Genomic DNA, 21328 nt, shown 5'->3' on the forward strand with positions numbered 1-21328 from the left:
AACCCGACGACGTGCTGCGCCCGCCCACCGAATCACCGCACCAAGGAAAGGCACCACATGAACACCCCCGCGCTCAGCACCCAGATCCAGCTCGTCTCGCGACCGGTCGGCTGGCCGACCGAGTCCGACTTCCGGACCGTTTCGGTCGAACTCCCGGAGCTCGCGCCCGGCCAGCTCCGGGTCCAGAACCTCTTCCTCTCCGTCGACCCCTACATGCGCGGTCGCATGAACGACGCCCGCTCCTACGTCGCGCCGTACCAGCTCGGTGAGACGATGACCGGCGGCGCCATCGGCCGGGTCGTCGAGTCGGCCGCCGAGGGCTTCTCCGTCGGCGACGTCGTCCTGCACCAGTTCGGCTGGCGCGACCTCGTCCAGGAGGACGCCAGCGGGTTCCGCGTCGTGCCTGAGCTCCCCGGCGTCCCGCTGTCCGCCTACCTCGGCGTCCTCGGCATGACGGCCCTCACCGCGTACGTCGGTCTGCTCGAGGTCGCCAAGTTCCGGGAGGGCGACACGGTGTTCGTCTCCGGTGCTGCAGGTGCCGTCGGCACGATGGTCGGCCAGATCGCCCGTCTCAAGGGCGCGAAGCGCGTCATCGGTTCGGCCGGATCGGCTGAGAAGGTCGCCCTGCTGACGGAGAAGTACGGCTACGACGCCGCGTTCAACTACAAGGACGGCCCCGTCACCGAGCAGCTCGCTGCCGCGGCACCCGACGGCATCGACGTGTACTTCGACAACGTCGGCGGCGAGCACCTCGAAGCGGCGATCGACGCCTTCAACGACGGCGGACGCGCAGCGCTCTGCGGCGTCATCTCGCAGATCAACGACACCGAGCGTGCCGAGGGCCCGCGCAACCTGTCGAACATCGTGACCCGCGGGCTGACCCTCACGGGCTTCACCGTCGGCAACTACACGCAGCACTTCCCGGCGTTCTCCGGTGAGATGGGCGCCTGGTTGCAGAACGGCGACGTCGTCTTCGACGAGACCGTCTACGAGGGCCTCGACCACACGCTCGACGCGTTCCTCGCGCTCATGCGCGGCGCCAACACCGGGAAGATGGTCGTCAAGCTCTGACGCGATCCCTCGACCTCGCCTGACACCGGCGATCGACGGCCCGTCCACCCGCTCCGGGTGGACGGGCCGTTCGTCGTCGTCAGACCGCTGCGAGGATCCCGCCGGCCGCATCGATGCGGGCCATCGCGAGGCGTTCGGCGGCGACGAGCGTCGTGACGCCCTCCGCTGCGGCGTCCCGGTAGATCGACTGCACGGTCCGCCCGATCGCCGACACCCGCTGCTCGATGGCCGCGGCATCGGCGCCCGGTTCGGACGCCATGGCGAGGTAGATCACGCCGCCCGCGTTCGCGACGAAGTCCGGCGCCCACAGGATGCCGCGCTCCTCGAGGGCCACCGCGTCGGCGCGGGAGGCGAGCTGGTTGTTCGCCGCCCCGACCACGGCGCGACACCGCAGCTGCCCGATCACCCGGGCGTTCAGGGCGCCGCCGACGCCGCACGGCACGAAGAGGTCCGTCTCGACGAGGTGCTCGTCGCCCGGTTCGATCCAGCTGGCGCCGATCTCCTCGGCGAGGGCGCGCTTCCGTGGGTCGACGTCGGTGACGATGAGGCGAGCACCCTCGGCCGCGAGCCGTCGGGCCAGACGGCCGCCGACCTGGCCGAGCCCGGAGATCGTCGCCCGGTGGCCCGCGACGAGCGGGGTGCCGAAGACCGTCTCGAGCGTCGCGGTGATGGCCGCGTGCACACCGGCAGCCGTCGCCTCGCTCGGTTCGCCGACGCCACCGCGGTCAGCCGGCAGCCCGCTGACGTGGTCGGTCCGCTCGGCGACGACGGCCATGTCCTCGGCGGTCGTGCCCACGTCCTCCGCGGTGCGATAGGCGCCGCCGAGCGCTTCGACCGCGTCGCCGAGGTCGAGCATCGCGTCGCGGCGCTCCGCGGGGTCGAGGGTCGTGCCGACGGGCAGGTGGATGACGGACTTGCCGCCGCCGTGCGCGAGACCGGCGGCCGCGTTCTTCATCGTCATCCCCGCGGCCAGGCGGAGGGAGTCGTCGACGGCCTCGAGCCAGGACCCGTACCGCCAGAGCCGCGCGCCGCCGAGGGCCGGCCCCATGGCGGTGGAGTGCAGGGCGACGCTGATGGTCAGCCCGGAGCGCGGTCCGCGGCTGATGGAGAGGCGTTCGTGGGGGAGGGTGGTGCTGTGCATCGCGTCGCTGGACGCGACCGGGTCGAATGACGTCATCGTCGGATCTCCTCGTGGGTGATTGGTGCGGGCTCCTGGTGGGAGCGGATCGCGGGGCGATGGTGGTGCCCGGCTCTCCTCCCCAGATTCTCCACGCCGACCGCCCGCTCCACAACCGTCGGCTCGACCGGGCCGCCGGACGGGCTGCACCTAGGCTGGACGGCATGGGCGGAGTGCTGACGGGGTTCGCGATCATCGGCACCGTGATCCTCGTCGGCTACCTCGCCGGGCGTCTCGAGGTCGGGGGCCCGACGACCGGGCACGTGCTCAACCGGGTGGCGTTCTTCGTCACCAACCCGGCGCTGCTGTTCACCGTGCTCGCCACGGCCGACCTGCACGAGGTGTTCAGCAGTTTCATCTGGGTCGCCCTCGCGAGTGCCCTGTCGGCCGCCGCGCTCTTCGTGCTGCTGAACGCCGTGTGGCTCCGCAAGGACCTCTCGGTCGCGACGATCGGCGCGCTCGGCTCGGGCTACGTCAACGCCAACAACATCGGCATCCCGGTGGCGGTCTACGTCCTCGGCGAGGCCGGCTACGTCGCCCCGGTCATCCTGCTGCAGCTCCTCGTCTTCGCCCCGATCGCGCTCACCATCCTCGACGTCAGACAGCGCGGCTCCGTCTCCTTCCTCGGCATCGTGACGCAACCCTTCCGCAACCCGATGATCGTCGCGTCGATCATCGGCGTCGTGCTCAACCTCTTCGGCGTCCGGCTCCCCGAGCCCGTCATGGCTCCGTTCGAGCTCCTCGGCGGCGGGGCCGTGCCGCTCATCCTCATGGCGTTCGGGATGTCGCTGCACGGCATGCGGCCGTTGCAGGCCGGCAGCGGACGTCGGGAGATCTTCGTGGCGACGGCGATCAAATCGGTCGTGATGCCCGGGTTCGCCTACCTCATCGCGCACTTCGGCTTCGGGCTGAGCGGCACGCCGTTGTTCGCCTCGGTCGTCCTCGCAGCCCTCCCGGCGGCCCAGAACGTCTACAACTTCGCCAGCCGGTACGAGCAGGGCGTCACGCTCGCCCGCGACACGGTCCTGCTGACGACGATCCTCTCCGTACCGGTCCTCGTCGTCGTCGCCGCCCTGCTCGCCTGACCCCCGGGAACCGGTCCGTCCGAAGCGCCGCTGTCCTCCGAAGCATGGACAGCGATGGCCGGAAAAGCCGAACGATCGCGACTACTCTTGGGCGGGCACGACTGAGATATACCACCGTCCAGTCCGGCGGAGCGCCGTCGGACCCGACCCGATGGGACGACATGACCGAAGGCACGACCCCACGACACGAACGTTCCGGAGACTGGGCCGCATCCCGCGAGACCGTCGGCGACGAGATGCTCGCCGTGCAGGACTTCTCCAGCGAGGAGGAGGGGTACCACAAGACCCTCAAGCCGCGGCAGATCCAGATGATCGCGATCGGCGGTGCGATCGGCACGGGGCTCTTCCTCGGTGCGGGTGGCCGCCTGCACAGCTCCGGCCCGGCGCTCATCCTCGTGTACGCGCTCTGCGGGTTCTTCGCCTTCCTCATCCTGCGCGCCCTCGGTGAACTCGTCCTCCACCGTCCGTCCTCGGGCTCGTTCATCTCCTACGCCCGGGAGTTCTACGGCGAGAAGATGGCGTTCGGCGCGGGGTGGTTGTACTTCCTCAACTGGGCGATGACCTCGATCGTCGACGTCACCGCGGCCGCGCTCTACATCAAGACCTTCGGCAAGCTGTTCGGCTGGAAGGAGCTCGAGGACTTCCCGCAGTGGGTCTTCGCGCTCGCCGCTCTGGTGGTGGTGCTGGCGCTCAACCTCGTCTCCGTCAAGCTGTTCGGCGAGATGGAGTTCTGGTTCGCGCTCATCAAGGTGTCGGCGCTCGTGATCTTCCTCATCGTCGGCGTCTGCTTCATCATCTTCGGTGGCCGGACCGACATCGGTGCGGTCGGGTTCTCGGTCATCGGCGACAACGGCGGGCTGTTCCCCGTCGGGGCGTTCGCCCCGATGATCGCGATCTCCGGTGTGGTGTTCGCCTACGCGGCGATCGAACTCGTCGGGACCGCCGCAGGTGAGACGGCCGAGCCGAAGAAGATCATGCCGAAGGCCGTCAACACGGTCATCTTCCGCATCGCGATCTTCTACGTCGGCTCGGTGCTGCTCCTCTCGCTCCTGCTCCCGTACACGGCCTACGAGGCCGGCGAGAGCCCGTTCGTCACCTTCTTCTCGCACATCGGGTCGGAGCAGGCCGGGGCGATCTCGGCGTCGGTCATGAACTTCGTGGTCCTGACCGCGGCGTTGTCGAGCCTCAACGCGGGGCTTTACTCGACCGGCCGCATCCTCCGGTCGATGGCCGTCAACGGTTCGGCCCCCGCGTTCACCGGCAAGATGAGCAAGAACGGCGTCCCGTTCGGTGGCATCCTGCTCACGGCGGCACTCACCCTGCTGGGTGTCGGCCTCAACGCGCTCGTGCCGTCGAAGGCGTTCGAAATCGTGCTCGAGATCTCGGCGATCGGCATCATCGGCGGGTGGGCGACGATCATCCTCTGCCAGATCCAGCTGCAGCGCTGGGCGAAGCAGGGCAAGGTCGAGCGGCCGTCGTTCCGCCTCTTCGGGGCGCCGTTCACGTCGTACCTCACGTTGGCGTTCCTCGCGTTCGTCCTCGTGACGATGGGGTTCTCGGAGACCGGCCGCTGGGTGCTCGCCTCCCTCGTCGTGCTCATCCCGCTGCTCATCGTCGGATGGTTCGCCGCCAAGCCGCGGATCCTCGCCGCTGCGGCCGCACGCGAGGGGCACACGGGCACCTGGCCGGTGGTCGCGGAGCGTCCCGCCATCGATGCGAACAAGCGGAAGCGCGGGGGCGCACCGCGGTCCTAGCGGGAGCGCGGGTACCGGCGGGTCGGCGGTTCACGGGGAATCGCTAAGCGATAGTGATCACTTCGGGTCGGTTTCGAGCATTCTCTTGCACCTCGGGTGTCGGTTCAGCAGGATGTGGGCAACCTCTTCCGTGCACCACCGGACCCCGCTGGAGTTCCCGTGAACCGTCGTCTCCGTCTCGTCGCCGTGCTCGCCGCGTGCGGCATCGTCGTCGCCACACCGCTGAGCGCTGCGGCGCAAGCACCTGCCCCGACCCCGGCCGACACGGTCGCCTACGAGCCGAGCGATGCGATCATCGCGAATCCCGAGCGCGGCTTCGACCACACGAACAACACGCACTACTACCCCGAGGGGACCGAGGGCGGGCCGGGGTACACGCCGCTCGACGTCGCCACCCTGGCGGCCTACCGCGAGGAGGGCATCACCGAACTCGTCCGCGTCTTCTACATGGAACGATTCGTGGCCGAGCCGACCCTCGACCCGGCCTGGCTCGCGCTCGTCCAGGCGGACTTCGACGCGGCTCGCACCGCCGGCATCTCGATCATCCCCCGCTTCGCGTACCTGGCGGGCGGTGACTGGCCCTATACACCGCCCTACGGCGACGCACCGCTCGACATCGTGCTCACCCACATCGAGCAGCTCACGCCGATCTTCCAGGACAACGCCGACGTCATCTCGGTCGTGCAGGCCGGCTTCGTCGGCCTCTGGGGTGAGGGCTACTACACGGACCACTTCGCCGCGGACCCGGCGAACCCCGGTGTCCTCACGGACGAGGACTGGGCGAAGCGTCGCGCAGTCGTCGAGGCGCTCCTCGAGGCGGTTCCAGCCGACCGCTCCATCCAGGTGCGGACCATGAACATGAAGCAGAACATCCTCGGGGTGCCGTCCGGAACCGCTGGGGCCATCACCGAGGCGCAGGCGTTCGACGGCAGCGCCATCTCGCGCATCGGGCACCACAACGACTGCTTCCTCGCGGCACCCGACGACTGGGGCACCTACCTGTCCGACCCGATCTCCCTCGATCAGGACTACCTCGCGCAGGAGAGCGACTGGGTGCCGGTCGGCGGCGAGACCTGCAACGTGAACCCGCCGCGGTCGGAGTGGGCGACCGCCTCGGCCGAGATGGAGCGATACAACTTCAGCTACCTGAACTGGGACTACCTCCAGGACGTCCTGCAGTCCTGGGGCCGGGAGAACCTCGACACCACCGCGAAGCGACTCGGCTACCGCTTCGTGATGACGGAGAGCTCGGTCGTGGACGACACGCTCTCGCTCACGGTCCGGAACGACGGTTGGGCGGCTCCGTACAACAGCCGGCTCGCGTACCTCGTGCTGTCGAACGCCGAGCGCACGGTGCGCGTCCCGTTCGGTTCGGACGCCCGCACCTGGGGTGCGGGGGAGACCGTCACACTTCAGGCGTCACTCGCCGACGTCCCGGCCGGTCGCTACGACACGGCGCTGTCGCTGCCGGCCACGCACGAGTCGGTCGCGGCGAACCCGCTCTACGCCGTCCAGACGGCGAACGTCGGCACCTGGGACGCGGCGACCGGCGTGAACAGCCTGCAGCGTCAGGTGACCGTCGGCGCCGACGGCGTCGTCGTGGCCGAACCGGTGGCCGGTGCTGCGGCCAGGCTGCCCGACACGGGCGTCTCGTCGCTCGCTCCCGCGGTCCTCGGCGGTGGCGTGGTGGCACTCGGAACCCTCGCGCTCCTGCTCGCCCGCCGGCGTCGGAACGCCTGACCGGACTCGAGTGAGGGGGCGCCGGCTCAGCCGAAGATCATCGGCGAGTCGTCGTCCTCTTCCTCGGAGAGGGTGAAGTCGAGGTCGACGACGACGGGAACGTGGTCGCTCGGACTGTCGCCCTTGCGCTCGTTGCGGTGGATCGACGCCTCGACGACGTGGTCCGCGAACGCCTGTGAGCCGTAGATGAAGTCGATCCGGAGGCCCTCGTTGCGGGGGAACCGGAGCTGCTTGTAGTCCCAGAAGGTGTAGCCCTCGGGGACGAACGGTCGGACGGTGTCCTGGAGTCCCGCGTCGACGAAGGCTGCGAGGGCGGCGCGCTCCGGTGCCGAGATGTGGGTCGAGCCCGGGCCGAAGCTCGGGTCGCCGACGTCGGAGTCGAGCGGCGCGACGTTCCAGTCGCCCATGAGTGCGAGCGGCAGCTCGGGGTTCTCGGCGAGCCAGGAGCGGGTGTCGGCTTCGAGCGCGGCGAGCCAGCGGAGCTTGTAGTCGTAGTGCGGGTCGCCGACCGCGCGGCCGTTCGGGACGTACAGGCTCCAGAGGCGGACGCCGTCGACCGTCGCGCCGATGGCTCGCGCTTCGAGCGGCAGGCCGTCGGCGTCGAAGCCGGGACCGTCCAGCGCGAGGCTCGCCGGTGGCTTGCCGAAGCCCGGCATGTCGGGGAAGCCGATCTGCACGTCCTCCATCGGAAGGCGGCTGGCGATGCCGACGCCGTTCCACTGGCTGAGCCCGTGGAGCTCCACCTGGTAGCCGGCCTTCGTGAAGGCCTCCATCGGGAACTGCTCGGGCTTGCACTTGAGCTCCTGCATGGCGAGGACGTCGACGTCCTCTCGGACGAGCCAGTCGACCACGCGGCCGACGCGGGTACGGATCGAGTTGACGTTCCAGGTGGCGATGCGCATGCCCCAACGCTATCGGTTTCCTTTCTCAGGAGACCTCCGGCGTGTCGCCCCGGGGGAGGGTCGCCACGCCGGAGAGGTCCTGAGAAACGGCCGGTTCGGTGGAACCGACGGGTGGGGGATTGAGCGGAGGTTCCCAGGGATGGCGAGCGGGTGTCGCGTAGCGTCGAGGGTATGACGACGTCCACCGCCGCCACGTTCAGCCTGTCCGCCGCCTCGACCGGAGGGGACAGTGCCCTCGGAGGGGTCGCCGACTGGGCGGTCGACCTCATGGAGACGTTGGGTGGTCCGGGAGCCGGGCTTGCCATCGCCCTCGAGAACCTCTTCCCGCCGTTGCCGAGCGAGATCATCCTGCCGCTCGCCGGATTCGCCGCCAGTCAAGGCAAGCTCGGTCTCGTCGAGGTCCTCCTCTGGACGACGGCCGGTTCCGTGATCGGCGCGCTGGCCCTCTACGCGATCGGCGCCGTCCTCGGACGTGACCGCATGCGCCGCCTCGCTGAGCGGGTCCCGCTCGTCCACGTCGAGGACGTCGACCGCGTCGAGGCCTGGTTCCAGAAGCACGGCTCGAAGGCGGTGTTCTTCGGGCGGATGCTCCCGATCTTCCGGAGCCTCATCTCCGTCCCCGCCGGCGTCGAACGGATGCCGGTCCTGCGGTTCACCCTGCTCACCTTCGCGGGCAGCGCCATCTGGAACACCATCTTCGTCCTCGCCGGCTTCTTCCTGGGCGAGCAGTGGCACATCGTCGAGGAGTACGCGGGCATCCTGCAGAAGGTGGTCATCGCGGGCGTCGTGATCGCCGTCGGCGTCGCGGTCCGGCGCGGCGTGCAGCGGTACCGCCGGGAGCGCAGCGGCGCCGGTCGGGCCGAGGGCTGACCGTCCCCGCATGACCGTTCTCAGGACTCTTGCGGTGTGTCCGTCGTCGCCGCCTCCGGCGCACCGACGGACTCCTGAGAACGGTCCCGCTCACACCCAGCGGGGCGTGGTGAGTTCCTCGGGCTCCGGCGCGGTGTGCGAAGCGGCGACCGACTGCGCCTCCACGCGGATCGCGTCGAGGACGGTCCGCACCGCCAGCCGTTCGGCGCGGTCGGGACGCGACAGCGCGACGATCCGACGCGTTGCGTCGAGCCCCGCGAGCGGACGGAGGACGATGCCGCGCTCCGGACCGCTGGCCGTGTATCGCGGGAGGAGGCCGATACCGAGGCCCGCCGCGACCATCGCCTCGGCGATGCGGTTGTCGCTCACCCGCTGCACCACTCGGAGCTCGCCGCCCGATTCGGCCTCGATGCTGCGGAGCAGGCGGTCGAGCGGATAGCCCACCGGCACGCCGATCCAGGACTCGTCCGCGAGGTCCGCCGGGGTCAGGACGGCCTGGCCGCTGAGGCGATGCCCGACCGGCAGCACGACGTCGAGCGGCTCGGAGAGCAGCTGCGTGATGCGGAGACCGCGACGGACCCAGTTGCGCTCGCCGCTGATCGCCTGCGCGATGACGATGTCGAAGTCGGCCGCCAGGTCGGGGAAGTCCTCGAGGTCGGGGTCTCGGTCGCTCACGACGACCCGCAGGCCGGGTACCGCTTCGAGCGTGCGGAGCACGGCGGGTACGACCATCTGCCCGAAGGTGGGGAAGGTCGCGACCGTGACGGTGCCGATCGGACGGTTGCGGTACTCGTCCCACACGCTCGTCGCCCGCTCGATCGCGACGGCGACGTCCGTGGCGCTGGCCGCGAGTGCTCGGCCGGCGTCGGTGAGGACGAGGCCGCGACCACGCCGTTCGGTGAGCGGCAGGCCGGCCTCGCGCTCGAGGACCTTGAGCTGCTGGGATACCGCGGACGGGGTGCGATGCGTGGCTTCGGCGACGGCGTGCACCGTGCCGCGCTCGGCGAGTTCGCGAAGCAGGTCGAGTCGGCGCACATCCATGTAGTGATGCTACCGAGTAGCCTCAGTATTGTTCGCTTGTCCTTCACGGCTGACAGGCGTTTCATAGAACCATGACCATCTATCTCGGCATCATCGCCCTCCTCGCTGCGAGTGCAGCCGTCGGATCGGTCGTCGTCGTCAAGCGCGACGGCTACCGCGCCATCCCGGCCCGCACCTACCCGAAGTCCTTCTAGGACCTCGCACCCGCCGGCCCGGCCGGCGCATCCGACCTCCTCGCGACTCGTCGCCGGGAGGTCGTTCCATGTCCGCGCCGCGACAGGCGCTCAGGCGAGGAAGCCGCGGAGGAGCGCCTCGGAGCCGGCGACGTGCTCGGCCATCGCCTGCGCCGCCTCCTCGGGGTGACCGCGCAGGATCGCCTTGACGATGCGCTCGTGCTGCTCGTCGGAGTGCGCGATGTTCACGGCCAGCAGCGGGATGCCGTTGAGGAGTTCGTTGACCCGCATGCGTGACTCGGCGACGAGTGGCAGGAGGCTGGGGGCGCCCACGAGCTCCGCGATGAGCAGGTGGAGGCGGGAGTCGTGGCGGCGGTAGTCGGCGGGCGCCGCGTCCCGGCAGTCTCCGAGCGCCTGCCACAGGCGTTCACGGTCTGCTCCGGAGAGCTTGCACTGCGCCGCCTCGCGGGCTGCACCGACCTCGAGGATGCTGCGAAGCGTGAGCGTGTCCTCGATCTCCGCCGCCGAGATCGTGACCCGGCCGACCTCGGGGGAGTCGGCCGCGTTGATCGCCTCGTCGTCGGGCAGCTCGTCCATGACGAACGTCCCGCCGTAGCGCCCGCGCCGCGAGGTCAGGTAACCGGCCTCGGTGAGTGCGGCGATCGCATCCCGCACGGTGTCGCGGCTGACCCCTTGCATCGTCGCGAGTTCGCGCTCGGCAGGCAGACGACCGCCCGGCTCGATGAGCCCGAGACGGATGGACTGCAGGAGCCGCTGGACGGTCTCCTCGAAGGCGTTCCCGGCGCGGCCCGGACGCAGGAGGAGCTCGGCGCTGAGCACCTCGGTCGCCTCGTCGCCCTTCCGCGTCTCGCTCATCGGATCAGTCTATTTCCCGGGGGTCGCGTCCCCCACCCGGGCATGTCGTCAGCTCATTCCGGTGTCACGTAGGCGGAGGAGATGCCGCCGTCGACGAGGAACGTCGACCCGGTGATGAAGGACGAGTCGTCGCTCGCGAGGAAGGCGACGGAGGCGGCCAACTCCTCGGGCTCCGCGAACCGACCGAGGGGGATGTGCACGAGTCGCCGCTGCGCGCGCACCGGATCCTTCGCGAAGAGCTCCTGCAGCAGCGCGGTGTTGACGGGACCCGGGCAGAGGGCGTTGACGCGGATGCCCTGCCGCGCGAACTGCACGCCGAGCTCGCGGCTCATCGCGAGCACTCCGCCCTTGGACGCCGTGTACGAGATCTGCGAGGTGGCCGAACCGAGGACGGCGACGAACGACGCCGTGTTGATGATCGAGCCCTTCCCCTGCCGCACCATGTGGCGGATGGCGGCGCGCGAGCACAGGTAGACCGACTTGAGGTTCACGTCCTGCACGCGCTCCCAGGCCGGGAGCTCGGTCGTCTCGATCGAGTCGTCGTCGGGCGGGGAGATGCCGGCGTTGTTGAAGGCGATGTCGACCGAGCCGTAGGTCTCGGCCGCGGTGTCGAACAGGTGGTCGACCTGCGCCTGGTCGGTCACGTCGACCTGGACGAAGAGCCCACCGACGAGCTCGGCCGCCGCCTGGCCGGTCGTGGGGTCGAGGTCGCCGATGACGACGGTCGCGCCCTCCGCGGCGAAGCGCTTCGCGGTGGCGAGGCCGATGCCGCTCGCGCCGCCGGTGATCACGGCGACCTTCCCGGCGAGCCGCTGGGTGAGGTCGATGGGGGTGATGGTCATGTGGTGCTCTTTCTCTCTGCCCCGCCCTTCGACAAGCTCAGGGACCGGGGTGGTGCGGGTCGTTCAGTCGACGGCGAGGAAGACGTTCTTCGTCTCGGTGAAGGCGAGCGGGGCGTCGGGACCGAGCTCGCGCCCGAGACCCGACTGCTTGAACCCGCCGAAGGGGGTCGAGTAGCGGACGGAGGAGTGGGAGTTGACGGACAGGTTGCCCGACTCCACCGCTCGAGCGGCCCGCATCGCACGGCCGATGTCACGGGTCCAGATCGAGCCGGAGAGGCCGTACTCCGTGTCGTTCGCGAGGGTGAGGGCGTCGGCCTCGTCCTCGAAGGGCAGCACGGCGACGACGGGACCGAAGATCTCCTCCCGGACGGTGCGGTCGTCGCGGCCGGGCGTCAGCACGGTCGGCGCGAACCAGTACCCCGGGCCGTCCGGGGTGCTCCCGGTGAAGGCGACCGGCGCACCCTCGGGCACGTACGAGCGCACGGCGGCCAGATGCGGAGCGGAGACGAGCGGCCCCATCTCAGTGGCCTCGTCGTTCGGATCGCCGACGACCACACCCTGCACAGCCGGCTCCAACAGCTCCATGAACCGCTCGTACACGCTCCGCTGCACGAGGATCCGGCTCCGGGCGCAGCAGTCCTGGCCAGCGTTCTCGAAGACGCCGTAGGGGGCGGCGGCGGCCGCGCGTTCGAGGTCGGCGTCTGCGAACACGATGTTGGCGCTCTTGCCGCCGAGTTCGAGGGTGACCCGCTTCACCTGCTCGGCCGCGCCGGCCATGATGCGCTTGCCGACGGCGGTCGACCCGGTGAAGACGACCTTCCGGACGGTCTCGTTCGTGACGAAGCGCTCGCCGACGACCGATCCGCGGCCCGGCAACACCTGGAACAGGCCCTCGGGCAGGCCGGACTCGAGGGCGAGTTCACCGAGGCGGATGCTCGTCAGGGGTGTCCACTCCGCGGGCTTCAGGACCACCGCGTTCCCCGCCGCGAGCGCCGGTGCGAAGCCCCAGGCCGCGATCGTCATCGGGAAGTTCCACGGGGTGATGATGCCGACGACGCCGAGCGGTTCGTGGAAGGTGAGGTCGATGCCCCCTGCGACGGGGATCTGCTGACCGAAGAGCCGTTCGGGTGACGCGGAGTAGTACTCGAGGACGTCGCGGACGTGACCGGCCTCCCACCGCGCCTGGGTGATGGGGTGACCCGAGTTGACGACCTCGAGGCTCGCGAGGTGCTCGCGGTCGGCGTCGACCGATGCGGCGAAACGGCGGAGCGCCTGGGCGCGGTCGGCGGGGCTGACGGCTGCCCAGGATCGCTGGGCGACGGCGGCGCGGGCGATGGCGGCGTCCGTCTCGGCGAGGTCGAGGTGCTCGACGGTCGTGACGACGTGTTCGTTTGCCGGATTGAGGATCGTGTAGCTCACGGTGCGGTGCTCCTGCTCTCGGTGCCGGGTGTGGTGCTGGTGCTGGTGCTGAGTCCTGCGGTGGTCCCGGCGTCGCGGTGTCGACGCGCGGCGTCCACGAGCCCGGCGAAGAGACGCCGGTCGGCCGTCTCCTCCTCGGGGTGCCACTGCACGGCGAGACCGAAGGGGACCGTCGGAAGCTCGACCGCCTCGATGACGCCCTCCTCGGTGCGAGCGGTGACGACGAGCCCGTCGGCGACGCGGTCGATCGACTGGTGGTGGTAGACGTGCACGTCGAGCTCGTCGTCGTCCTGCCGGAGCAGCGCGGCCAGTCGCGAGTCGGCATCGATCGCCACGGTCTTCGGCCCGAAGACGCCCTCGCCGGGCTGGAAGGAGTCGTCGCCGACGAGGTCGGGGAGGTGCTGGACCAGCGTCCCGCCGAGCGCGACGTTCAGCAGTTGCGCGCCACGACAGATGCCGAGGAACGGCAGCTCGGCGTCGATCGCCGCCGTGAGCAGCGCCTCCTCCCAGGCGTCCCGGTCGGTCCGTGGCCGACCCGTGCGCGGGTGGGCGACCTGCCCGTACAGGCCGGGGTCGACGTCGGCGCCACCCGAGACGATGAGGCCGTCGAGCCGCGCCAGCACGGATGCGGCCACGGCACGGGTGACCGGCTGGGGTGGGAGGAGGACCGCGATCCCACCCGCATCCGTCACGGCGTCGAGGTACACCTTCGGGAGGAAGGACGCCGGGACGTCCCACACCCCGGTCTGGGCCTGTTCGAGGTAGGTCGTGATGCCGATGAGCGGGGCGCTCGAGACGGGCGGGTCGGTCGCTGGGACGTTCGGGTCAGAGGCGTTCAAAGCCGCGCACCCGCTCCCAGTCCGTCACCGCGGCGTCGAAGGCGGCGAGTTCCACCTTCGCGAAGTTCAGGTAGTGGTCGACGACCTCGTCGCCGAAGGCCTCGCGGGCGATCGTCGACTGCGAGAAGAGCTCGGCCGCCTCCCGGAGCGACGTCGGGACGCGGGGCGCACCGCCCGTGTAGGCGTTGCCGCTGGTCGGGTCCTCGAGCTCCAGTTCGTTCTCGATGCCGTGCAGTCCGGCGGCGATGAGCGCGGCGACGGCGAGGTACTGGTTGACGTCGCCGCCCGGCACCCGGTTCTCGACGCGCATGCCGAGGCCCCGGCCGACGACCCGGAGTGAGCACGTGCGGTTGTCGTGTCCCCAGGCGACGGCCGTCGGGGCGAAGCTGCCGTCGACGTAGCGCTTGTAGGAGTTGATGTTCGGGGCGAAGAACATCGTCAGCTCGCGCATCGCGGCGAGCTGCCCGGCCAGGAAGTGCCGGAAGAGCTTCGACATGCCGTCGGGCGCGTCGGGGTCCGCGAACACGGCCGAACCGTCCTCGCCGCGGAGGCTGATGTGGATGTGGCAGCTGTTGCCCTCGCGCTCGTCGAACTTCGCCATGAACGTGAGGCTCTTGCCGTGGGCGTCGGCGATCTCCTTCGCCCCGTTCTTGTAGATCGAGTGGTTGTCGCAGGTGACGAGGGCGTGGTCGTAGCGGAACGCGATCTCCTGCTGCCCGAGGTTGCACTCGCCCTTGACACCCTCGCAGTACATGCCGGCACCGTCCATGGCGTTGCGGATGTCGCGCAGCAACGGCTCCATGCGGGTCGACGCGAGGATCGCGTAGTCGATGTTGTAGTCGGTGGCGGGGGTCAGCTTCGTGTAGTCCTTCGCCCAGGCCTCCCGGAAGGTGTCGTCGAAGACGAGGAACTCGAGCTCCGTGCCGACGAACGGGACGAGGCCGCGTTCGGCGAGCCGTTCGAGCTGGGCGATGAGGATCTGACGGGGCGAAGCGACCACCGGGGCGTCGTCGAGCCACTGGAGGTCGGCGGTGACGAGGGCCGTGCCCGGCAGCCAGGGCACGCGGCGGAGGGTCGAGAAGTCGGGGATCATCGCCATGTCGCCGTAGCCGCGCTCCCAACTCGACATCGCGTAGCCGTCGACGGTGTTCATCTCGACGTCGACCGCGAGCAGGTAGTTGCAGCACTCCGCTCCGTGCTCGGCGACGTCCTCGACGAAGAGGCGGGCCGAGACGCGCTTGCCGACGAGTCGGCCCTGCATGTCGGTGAACGCGAGGATCACGGTGTCGATCTCGCGTGCGGCGACGGCCGTCGTGAGCTCCTCGAGCGTCAGGTTTCCTGAGCGTGGGTGCATGGCAGCTCCTCGTTGATCCGGGGGACCCGTCGTCGGCGTTCTGCCTCGATGGAGAACTGAAAGGTCGCGAACTCGACCATTACATCACAGCACCTCCACCGGATCGAAGCAATTGTGAGACGGGTTTCCTCACAAAGGTATGTACACGCGACCATTGCAGGTCCTAGAGTCGGGCCAACCGAATCTGAGGACGTTGTGCGAGCCCGACGAGCGCGCAACCCGAGCGACAGGACGCATCGATGGCTGACGACACGCGCAAGATCTCCGGGGTGACCTACACCGCGGCCGGCGAGGGGTACTTCGAGAAACGCAGCTTGAAGCGGTCCGCCGGGGTGTGGGGCCTCTGGGGCCTCGCCGTCGCGGCGGTCATCTCCGGCGACTTCTCCGGCTGGAACTTCGGCATCGACTTCGCCGGGTTCGGCGGCATGCTCATCGCCTTCGTCATCCTCGTCGCGATGTACTACGGCATGATCTTCTCGATCGGGGAGATGGCCGCGGCGATGCCGCACACCGGCGGGGCCTACTCGTTCGCGAGAGCGGCGATGGGTCCGCTCGGCGGGTTCGTGACCGGCCTCGCGGAGACCATCGAGTACGTCGCGACCACGGCCGTGATCGTGTACTTCTCGGCCTCCTACGCCGACGCCATCACGAGCGAGCTGCTCGGGTTCTCCATGCCGTCGCCCGTGTGGTGGGCGATCCTGTACGTCGCGTTCATCGCGCTGAACTCCGCCGGCGCCAGCATCTCCTTCCGCTTCGCGATCGTCGTCTCGATCATCTCCATCGGCATCCTGCTCGTCTTCTCCGCGATGGCGATCTTCTCCGGCCAGTTCGCCTGGGCCAACCTGTTCGACATCGCCCCCGACGCGGGCCAGACCGAGTTCCTGCCGCACGGCGTCCTCCCCATCCTGTTCGCCCTGCCCTTCGCGATGTGGTTCTTCCTCGGCATCGAGGAGCTGCCGCTCGCGGCGGAGGAGTCCCACAACCCGGTGCGCGACATCCCGAAGGCCGGGTTCTGGGCTCGTGGCACGCTCATCGTGACCGGCCTCCTCGTCCTGTTCCTCAACACCGGTGTGATCGGCGCCGAGGCGACGGGGACGGCGGGCGAGCCCCTGCTCGACGGCTTCAGGGCCATCGTCGGTGACGGCGCGGCGGCGGTCCTCGCCCTCTTCGCCCTCATCGGGCTCCTCGCCTCGCTGCAGGGCATCATGTTCGCCTACGGTCGCAACATGTACTCGCTGTCCCGCGCCGGGTACTACCCGCGGTTCCTCTCCCTCACCGGCAAGCGGCAGACGCCGTGGGTGGCCCTCGTGGCCGGCGCGATCATCGGGTTCATCGCGTTGCTCATCGTCGACGCGGCCGGCGGATCGGGCGGCGTCGCCGGGGCGATCGTGCTGAACATCGCGGTCTGGGGTGCGGTGCTCGCGTACCTCATGCAGATGATCGCGTTCCTGCTGCTGCGGAAGAAGTTCCCGAACGCCAAGCGGCCCTACCGCAGCCCCTGGGGTGTGCCGGGGGCGGTCATCGCGGCCGTCATCGCCGCGCTCATCTTCGTCGGCTTCCTGCTCAACCCGACGTTCTTGCCGGCGATCATCGCGATCGTCGTCGTGTACGTCGTCATGCTGGTCGCCTTCGCCGTCTGGGGTCGCCACCGGCTCGTCATGTCGCCCGAGGAGGAGTACGCGGTCTCCGGCGGCCTGCACGGCGACCCGGAGACCGAGGGCTACGGCGGCGCGACCGAGGCGGAGCTGCTCGCAGCCGATCGTCCCGAGGAACCGGGCTCCGGCACCGCGCGTTGACCCCCGGACGCAGCCGCCCCGACGCAGGACGTGGCGGTGTGGCGTCCCCGAGCCCCGGCGAGTCGTGCCCGATACGCCGGGGCTCTCCTGCGTCGGGGATGCGGAACGCCCCCATCCGGGCGACTGCGGCGATGGGGGTCACAGCTTGTAGACTCGTCGACGTGACGGACGCACGAGCTCAGCTCATTGACCACATCTCGGCGGAAGCCGTGTTCCACGGTGACTTCACCCTGACGAGCGGCAAGAAAGCGACGTACTACGTCGACCTCCGCAAGGTGAGCCTCGACCACCGCGTCGCGCCCCTCATCGGGCAGGTCATGATCGACCTCATCGCCGACGTCCCCGACGTCTTCGCGGTCGGTGGCCTCACCATGGGCGCCGACCCGGTGGCCGCCGCGATCCTGCACCAGGGTGCCGCGCGCGGACTCACCTACGACGCGTTCGTCGTCCGCAAGGAGCCGAAGGACCACGGCCGCGGCAAGCAGGTCGAGGGCCCCGACCTCCAGGGCAAGCGCGTGATCGTGCTGGAGGACACCTCGACCACCGGTGGGTCACCGCTCAAGGCGGCCGAAGCGCTCGAGAAGGTCGGAGCCGAGGTGGTCGCCGTCGCCGTCGTCGTCGACCGCGCGACCGGCGCCCGCGAGATCATCGAGGCCGCGGGCTATCAGTACCTGGCCGCGATCGGCCTGGAAGACCTGGGACTCGTCTGATGTCCGGCGACGGAACCGGACGCGGCGGGGCCGGGCTGCCGGACGAACCCGCGGACGGAACCGACTGGCTGCTCTCGCAGCTCGACGCCGACGACACGGAGGCGATCGAGACGCAGCCCGACACCGACGCGGTCGACGAGCAGCCGTCGGCAGCCGTCGCTCCGGTGCCCGTCGACGACGACGACGACCGGACGCGTGTCCTCCCGGTCGTCGGCGACGCCGCTGCCCAGCCCGCTGCTTCGCCGGTGACCGCGCCGGTCCCGGCCGAGCCCCAGTGGTCCGTGCCGTCCGCGCCGTCCGTGCCGGATGCGCCCGCGACCCCGACGGCCGCTGAGCCGACGCCGGCTCCGGTCGAGCCGCTGCCCGCTCCCGTCGAGCAGACGCCCGCTGCCGCCGAGCCGGCCCCCGCCGCTCCGGCCACCGCTCCCGGTCAGTTCGCGAGCGAGGCCGAACTCCTCGCCTGGTGGCAGAGCCAGGTGCCGAACCCGGCCGACGACCCGACACCGGTCCCCGCACCGCAGACGCCGGACGCACCCAGCGCGGAGGTCGCCGCACCCGCCACGCCTGCAGCCCCGGCCGACCCGCTGCCCGAGGAAGCTCCTGCCCGGTCGGAGGGTCTGCGGCACCCGAACGCCCTCGAGCTCCCGGTCGTTCCACCGACCCCTGCCCCGGCATCGCCGGTGCCGCCCGCCCGCAACGAGTTGACGGTCGACACCGACTCCGTCCTCCAGCACGCGCCCGCCGGTACCTTCCGGCCCGCGCCAACGAACCCGGTCGTCCTGCCACCGGTCGACGACGAACCCTGGAGCCTCGGCGGCAGCGACGACACCGGCGACGACGACGCGCGCACAGCCCCCGAAGACGTGTCGACGGCCGTCCTGCCCACGGCCCGAGCACTCGCAGCCGACGACCCGGTGGCTTGGGCCGCGGTCGAAGCAGAGGAGACCGGCGCGACGACCGCCGCCTCGACGCCCGCCGGCGGCACGCCCGCCGCACCGCTGCCGCCCACCGCCCCGCCGGTGATGCCGACGCCCACCGCGGCGGACCACGATGTGCCGTCCGGCTCCGCGACGACGCCCGACACCGAAGTGCAGGACGACGATCTCCCGGAGGGCTCCTGGAGTCTCTCCGAGACGTTCGGCGACGACGTCCTCGGTGGCGAGACCGTCGAGGTCCGTGACACGACGATCGACCCTTCGGCGCCCACCGCCGCGCGACCCGACGAAACCCCGGCCGGCGAAGCAGCTGCCGACGACGTCTGGACCGCCGAGCTGGCGACTGCCGAGGCCGCCGCGCCGCGCACGGATCCGCTGGCCTGGTTGACGGAACCGTTCGGTGCGACGTTCGGCGCCGCGCCGGCGGCACCGGAGGAGCAGCCGTCCGAGGAACTGCACGCTGAGCCGGTCGACGAGGCGCCCCAGCAGCTCGACACCGCGGACGAGTCCGTCGCCGTCGCCGCCACCGATGAGGCGACGTCCCCGTCCGCGAGCGAGCCGGTCGAGCCGACCACCGACTCGGACCCCGAGCCCGCATCCGACGGCATCGTCGCCTCCGAACCGATCACCCCCGCGGCACCGTTCCGCTGGGACACGGTCGCAGCGGCGTCGCCCGCGAGCGCAGCGGAGCCGACCTCACCAGCCGACGTCCCGTGGCCCGAGACGGTCCCCGACGTCGATGCCGAGCCGCTCGATGAGACGCGGCCGTTCGACAGCCTCGGCGGTCCGGGCTTCTCGGCCCTGGCGGGTGCCGCAGCCGCAGCAGCAGCCGTTCCTCCGGCGCCGACACCCGACACCGACGCCGAGGTCGGCCGTGACGACACACCGGTCGACGACGACGCGACGGGCGCCGCCGACGTCCCACCAGCCTTCGGCCCGCCGACTCCGAAGGCCGAGCGTTCCATCACGGAGCTCATCTCCCTCGACGGCGTGCAACCCGAGCCCACGGTCAGCCCCTTCGGCACCGCGCCCTTCGTGTGGGACCTCGCGCCGAACGACGCCCTCGACCCGCTCGTGCACGCGGCTCCCACGACCCAGCCCATCCCGGTCCCGCCGGTGGAGTGGGAGGGCGCCGAGTCGTCAGCCGTGAGTGCGGAGTCCCCCTCGGAGCTCGCGCTCGAAGGCGAGGTGCCCGATGCCGCGTTCATCGCCGGCGACGTCCAGCCCTTCGCTCCGGGCCTCGCCGCCGTCACGCTCGGTCGCCCGCTCGTCGACGGACCCGGTGACGAGTTCGCCAGCTGGACCGACGACGCGACCGAGACCGACAGCTCCGCGCCGGACGCCGCACCGATCGTCCCCGCCGCGAACGACACGGTCGACCTCTTCCCGACGCTGTCGCTCGGCGGGTTCGACGCAGCCGTCGCGGCCGGTGGCCTCGCCGCCGCAGGGGCCGCAACCGCTGCGGGCGTCGCTTCCGGGCTCAGCTCGGGCGACGACACCGACGACACGGAGACCTCGGCCGACCTCGACGCCGACTCCGCTCCCGAGACGGCACCGACCCACGTCACCGAGACTCCTGCTCCCGAGACCCCGGTGTTCGCCGTCGACCCGGAGGAGCTCGACGACGAGTTCGACGAGGAGATCGTCGAGTTCGACGCCGTCCCACTCGCTGCAGCGGGCGTCACACCGCTTCCGTCGTTCGTGCCGGACGGCGCAGTCGCCGACGGTGCGACCGATCCCACCGCGGATGCCGCCGCGCCGGATGCCCCACTCGCCGACGAGGGCTCGATCGGCCCTGAGCCGGTCGGCGAGCCCGAGCCGGTCAGCGAGGAGCTGCGGCTCGAGTCGCTGTTCGACCTCGGACCCGACACGGATGCGGTCCAGATCGCCTCGGCGGATGGCGCCGCGACTGACGGCGGGCCGGCTGCCACGCCGCCCGCCGACACCGAGCAGGTCGACGACACGGCCACGGTCGCCCCGTCCGAGCCGTCCGAGCCGTCCGATCAGCCAGACGCCATCGCCACGGCCGAGGCGACCTCGGCACGGTCGCTTGCCGACGCCTTCGCCGCCGAGGGTGGGTGGTCGCTCCAGGCCGACGCGATCGCCGAACCTGATCTCCCGCTCGCCCCCATCCCGGGCCTCGTCGCCGCCGACGGTACCGATGTCGACGGCACGGACGCCGACGACACCGGCGGGTCCCGACGAACCGGGGCCCACGCTGCCGGAGACGACGACAATGCTGCGGACACCTCCCCGGTGGCCGAGCCCGATGTCGCCCCGAACACCGCGCCCACACCCGTGATCCCCGCCTCGGTCTCCGTCTTCGGCGCACACGCCGCGGCCGTCCCCTCGCAGGGACCGGTCGCGAACGTGCCGCAGACGGCCCCGGCCGCGCTCCCCGGCGAGACGGTCGCGTTCCCGGAACTCGAGGGCGCGAGCGCGCTCACGACCCCGGCCGCGGCTGCGGGTATCGTCGGCGCCACCTTGCCGCCTCAGGCCACGCAGTCCGCTCCCGATCGCGATCTCCCCGAATACCGCGGAGAGCACGCGGATCAGGGCATCCCGAAGGCGCTGCTCTGGGCGGTCGTCGGCCTGGGTGCAGCGGTCCTGCTCCTGCTCGCGTTCTACTTCGGAACGCTCGTCGGTGCCGCGAACGCGGCCGGTGCGGCTGCCGACGCCACGATGCCGAGCGTGTCCGCAGGGTGGTCGACGGCCGGAGCCCCGGACACCGTCTGACGACGCAC

The 21328-nt window shown here is 70.7% G+C and carries 17 protein-coding genes; 9 read left to right on the forward strand and 8 right to left on the reverse strand.

All coding sequences use genetic code 11. The features are described 5' to 3' along the window. Positions 1 to 57: 57 nt before the first annotated feature. Positions 58 to 1071, forward strand: coding sequence for an NADP-dependent oxidoreductase (locus ACQG07_RS11555; RefSeq protein WP_085511912.1), 1014 nt, complete (start codon positions 58 to 60; stop codon positions 1069 to 1071). 79 nt (positions 1072 to 1150) lie between these two features. Here ACQG07_RS11555 and ACQG07_RS11560 read toward each other — a convergent pair whose 3' ends face one another. Continuing rightward, positions 1151 to 2248, reverse strand: coding sequence for a Glu/Leu/Phe/Val dehydrogenase family protein (locus tag ACQG07_RS11560; protein WP_229940270.1), 1098 nt, complete (start codon positions 2246 to 2248; stop codon positions 1151 to 1153). Between the two features lie 164 nt (positions 2249 to 2412). Here ACQG07_RS11560 and ACQG07_RS11565 point away from each other — a divergent pair, with 164 nt between their 5' ends. The 3 genes from ACQG07_RS11565 (at position 2413) to ACQG07_RS11575 (ending at position 6827) form a co-directional block, all read left to right on the forward strand. After that, the gene (locus ACQG07_RS11565; protein ID WP_426738371.1) at positions 2413 to 3333 is read left to right on the forward strand and encodes an AEC family transporter; all 921 of its coding nucleotides are present in this window, start codon (positions 2413 to 2415) and stop codon (positions 3331 to 3333) included. A gap of 161 nt (positions 3334 to 3494) precedes the next feature. Beyond that, positions 3495 to 5087, forward strand: coding sequence for an amino acid permease (locus ACQG07_RS11570; protein ID WP_426738372.1), 1593 nt, complete (start codon positions 3495 to 3497; stop codon positions 5085 to 5087). 159 nt (positions 5088 to 5246) lie between these two features. Then, entirely contained in the window at positions 5247 to 6827 is a 1581-nt protein-coding gene (locus ACQG07_RS11575; RefSeq protein ID WP_426738373.1) for a DUF4832 domain-containing protein, read from the forward strand. Positions 6828 to 6853: 26 nt separating this feature from the next. Here ACQG07_RS11575 and ACQG07_RS11580 read toward each other — a convergent pair whose 3' ends face one another. Further along, on the reverse strand, positions 6854 to 7729 hold the full coding sequence (locus ACQG07_RS11580) for an exodeoxyribonuclease III (protein WP_071262231.1): 876 nt from the start codon (positions 7727 to 7729) through the stop codon (positions 6854 to 6856). Between the two features lie 171 nt (positions 7730 to 7900). Between ACQG07_RS11580 and ACQG07_RS11585 the strand changes: the two genes are divergently transcribed. After that, entirely contained in the window at positions 7901 to 8599 is a 699-nt protein-coding gene (locus ACQG07_RS11585) for a DedA family protein (protein ID WP_274499335.1), read from the forward strand. A 90-nt stretch (positions 8600 to 8689) separates the two neighbouring features. Here ACQG07_RS11585 and ACQG07_RS11590 read toward each other — a convergent pair whose 3' ends face one another. Beyond that, complete coding sequence (locus tag ACQG07_RS11590) at positions 8690 to 9640, reverse strand: LysR family transcriptional regulator (protein WP_194643791.1); 951 nt, start codon at positions 9638 to 9640, stop codon at positions 8690 to 8692. A gap of 71 nt (positions 9641 to 9711) precedes the next feature. Between ACQG07_RS11590 and ACQG07_RS11595 the strand changes: the two genes are divergently transcribed. Continuing rightward, the gene (locus ACQG07_RS11595; RefSeq protein ID WP_255376692.1) at positions 9712 to 9834 is read left to right on the forward strand and encodes a hypothetical protein; all 123 of its coding nucleotides are present in this window, start codon (positions 9712 to 9714) and stop codon (positions 9832 to 9834) included. 90 nt (positions 9835 to 9924) lie between these two features. On the opposite strand, the gene ACQG07_RS11600 is transcribed toward ACQG07_RS11595, so the two are convergent. From ACQG07_RS11600 to ACQG07_RS11620, 5 genes are all read right to left on the reverse strand, one after another. Further along, complete coding sequence (locus ACQG07_RS11600) at positions 9925 to 10689, reverse strand: FadR/GntR family transcriptional regulator (protein ID WP_124768611.1); 765 nt, start codon at positions 10687 to 10689, stop codon at positions 9925 to 9927. Between the two features lie 53 nt (positions 10690 to 10742). After that, positions 10743 to 11531, reverse strand: a complete 789-nt coding sequence (locus tag ACQG07_RS11605) for a 3-oxoacyl-ACP reductase (protein WP_194718745.1) — start codon at positions 11529 to 11531, stop codon at positions 10743 to 10745. Positions 11532 to 11594: 63 nt separating this feature from the next. Further along, a complete protein-coding gene (locus tag ACQG07_RS11610) occupies positions 11595 to 12950 on the reverse strand; it encodes an aldehyde dehydrogenase family protein (protein ID WP_426738374.1) in 1356 nt (451 codons plus the stop codon). After that, complete coding sequence (locus tag ACQG07_RS11615; RefSeq protein WP_411557834.1) at positions 12947 to 13789, reverse strand: gamma-glutamyl-gamma-aminobutyrate hydrolase family protein; 843 nt, start codon at positions 13787 to 13789, stop codon at positions 12947 to 12949. The genes ACQG07_RS11610 and ACQG07_RS11615 overlap by 4 nt, the downstream gene beginning before the upstream one ends. Beyond that, positions 13776 to 15143: a glutamine synthetase family protein gene (locus tag ACQG07_RS11620; RefSeq protein WP_079704999.1), complete on the reverse strand. Its 1368-nt coding sequence runs from the start codon at positions 15141 to 15143 to the stop codon at positions 13776 to 13778. The genes ACQG07_RS11615 and ACQG07_RS11620 overlap by 14 nt, the downstream gene beginning before the upstream one ends. Positions 15144 to 15382: 239 nt before the next feature. Between ACQG07_RS11620 and ACQG07_RS11625 the strand changes: the two genes are divergently transcribed. From ACQG07_RS11625 to ACQG07_RS11635, 3 genes are all read left to right on the forward strand, one after another. Beyond that, positions 15383 to 16939 (forward strand): amino acid permease, encoded by a 1557-nt coding sequence (locus ACQG07_RS11625; RefSeq protein ID WP_426738375.1) that lies wholly within the window; start codon positions 15383 to 15385, stop codon positions 16937 to 16939. A gap of 161 nt (positions 16940 to 17100) precedes the next feature. Further along, positions 17101 to 17649 (forward strand): orotate phosphoribosyltransferase, encoded by a 549-nt coding sequence (gene pyrE, locus ACQG07_RS11630; RefSeq protein WP_175116436.1) that lies wholly within the window; start codon positions 17101 to 17103, stop codon positions 17647 to 17649. Beyond that, complete coding sequence (locus ACQG07_RS11635) at positions 17649 to 21320, forward strand: hypothetical protein (RefSeq protein ID WP_426738376.1); 3672 nt, start codon at positions 17649 to 17651, stop codon at positions 21318 to 21320. Before pyrE ends, ACQG07_RS11635 begins: the two co-directional genes overlap by 1 nt. Positions 21321 to 21328: the final 8 nt, after the last annotated feature.

The organism is Plantibacter sp. 2H11-2 (assembly GCF_050031945.1).
Classification (GTDB): domain Bacteria; phylum Actinomycetota; class Actinomycetes; order Actinomycetales; family Microbacteriaceae; genus Plantibacter; species Plantibacter auratus.

Excerpts from the sequence above, each read along its gene's own strand:
- ACQG07_RS11565 (WP_426738371.1), top strand. The coding sequence starts at position 2,413 with ATGGGCGGAGTGCTGACGGGGTTCGCGATCATCGGCACCGTGATCCTC.
- ACQG07_RS11620 (WP_079704999.1), bottom strand. The coding sequence starts at position 15,143 with ATGCACCCACGCTCAGGAAACCTGACGCTCGAGGAGCTCACGACGGCC.
- ACQG07_RS11555 (WP_085511912.1), top strand. The coding sequence starts at position 58 with ATGAACACCCCCGCGCTCAGCACCCAGATCCAGCTCGTCTCGCGACCG.
- ACQG07_RS11585 (WP_274499335.1), top strand. The coding sequence starts at position 7,901 with ATGACGACGTCCACCGCCGCCACGTTCAGCCTGTCCGCCGCCTCGACC.
- ACQG07_RS11590 (WP_194643791.1), bottom strand. The coding sequence starts at position 9,640 with ATGGATGTGCGCCGACTCGACCTGCTTCGCGAACTCGCCGAGCGCGGC.
- ACQG07_RS11580 (WP_071262231.1), bottom strand. The coding sequence starts at position 7,729 with ATGCGCATCGCCACCTGGAACGTCAACTCGATCCGTACCCGCGTCGGC.
- ACQG07_RS11570 (WP_426738372.1), top strand. The coding sequence starts at position 3,495 with ATGACCGAAGGCACGACCCCACGACACGAACGTTCCGGAGACTGGGCC.
- ACQG07_RS11625 (WP_426738375.1), top strand. The coding sequence starts at position 15,383 with ATGGCTGACGACACGCGCAAGATCTCCGGGGTGACCTACACCGCGGCC.
- ACQG07_RS11595 (WP_255376692.1), top strand. The coding sequence starts at position 9,712 with ATGACCATCTATCTCGGCATCATCGCCCTCCTCGCTGCGAGTGCAGCC.
- ACQG07_RS11600 (WP_124768611.1), bottom strand. The coding sequence starts at position 10,689 with ATGAGCGAGACGCGGAAGGGCGACGAGGCGACCGAGGTGCTCAGCGCC.
- ACQG07_RS11605 (WP_194718745.1), bottom strand. The coding sequence starts at position 11,531 with ATGACCATCACCCCCATCGACCTCACCCAGCGGCTCGCCGGGAAGGTC.
- ACQG07_RS11635 (WP_426738376.1), top strand. The coding sequence starts at position 17,649 with ATGTCCGGCGACGGAACCGGACGCGGCGGGGCCGGGCTGCCGGACGAA.
- ACQG07_RS11560 (WP_229940270.1), bottom strand. The coding sequence starts at position 2,248 with ATGACGTCATTCGACCCGGTCGCGTCCAGCGACGCGATGCACAGCACC.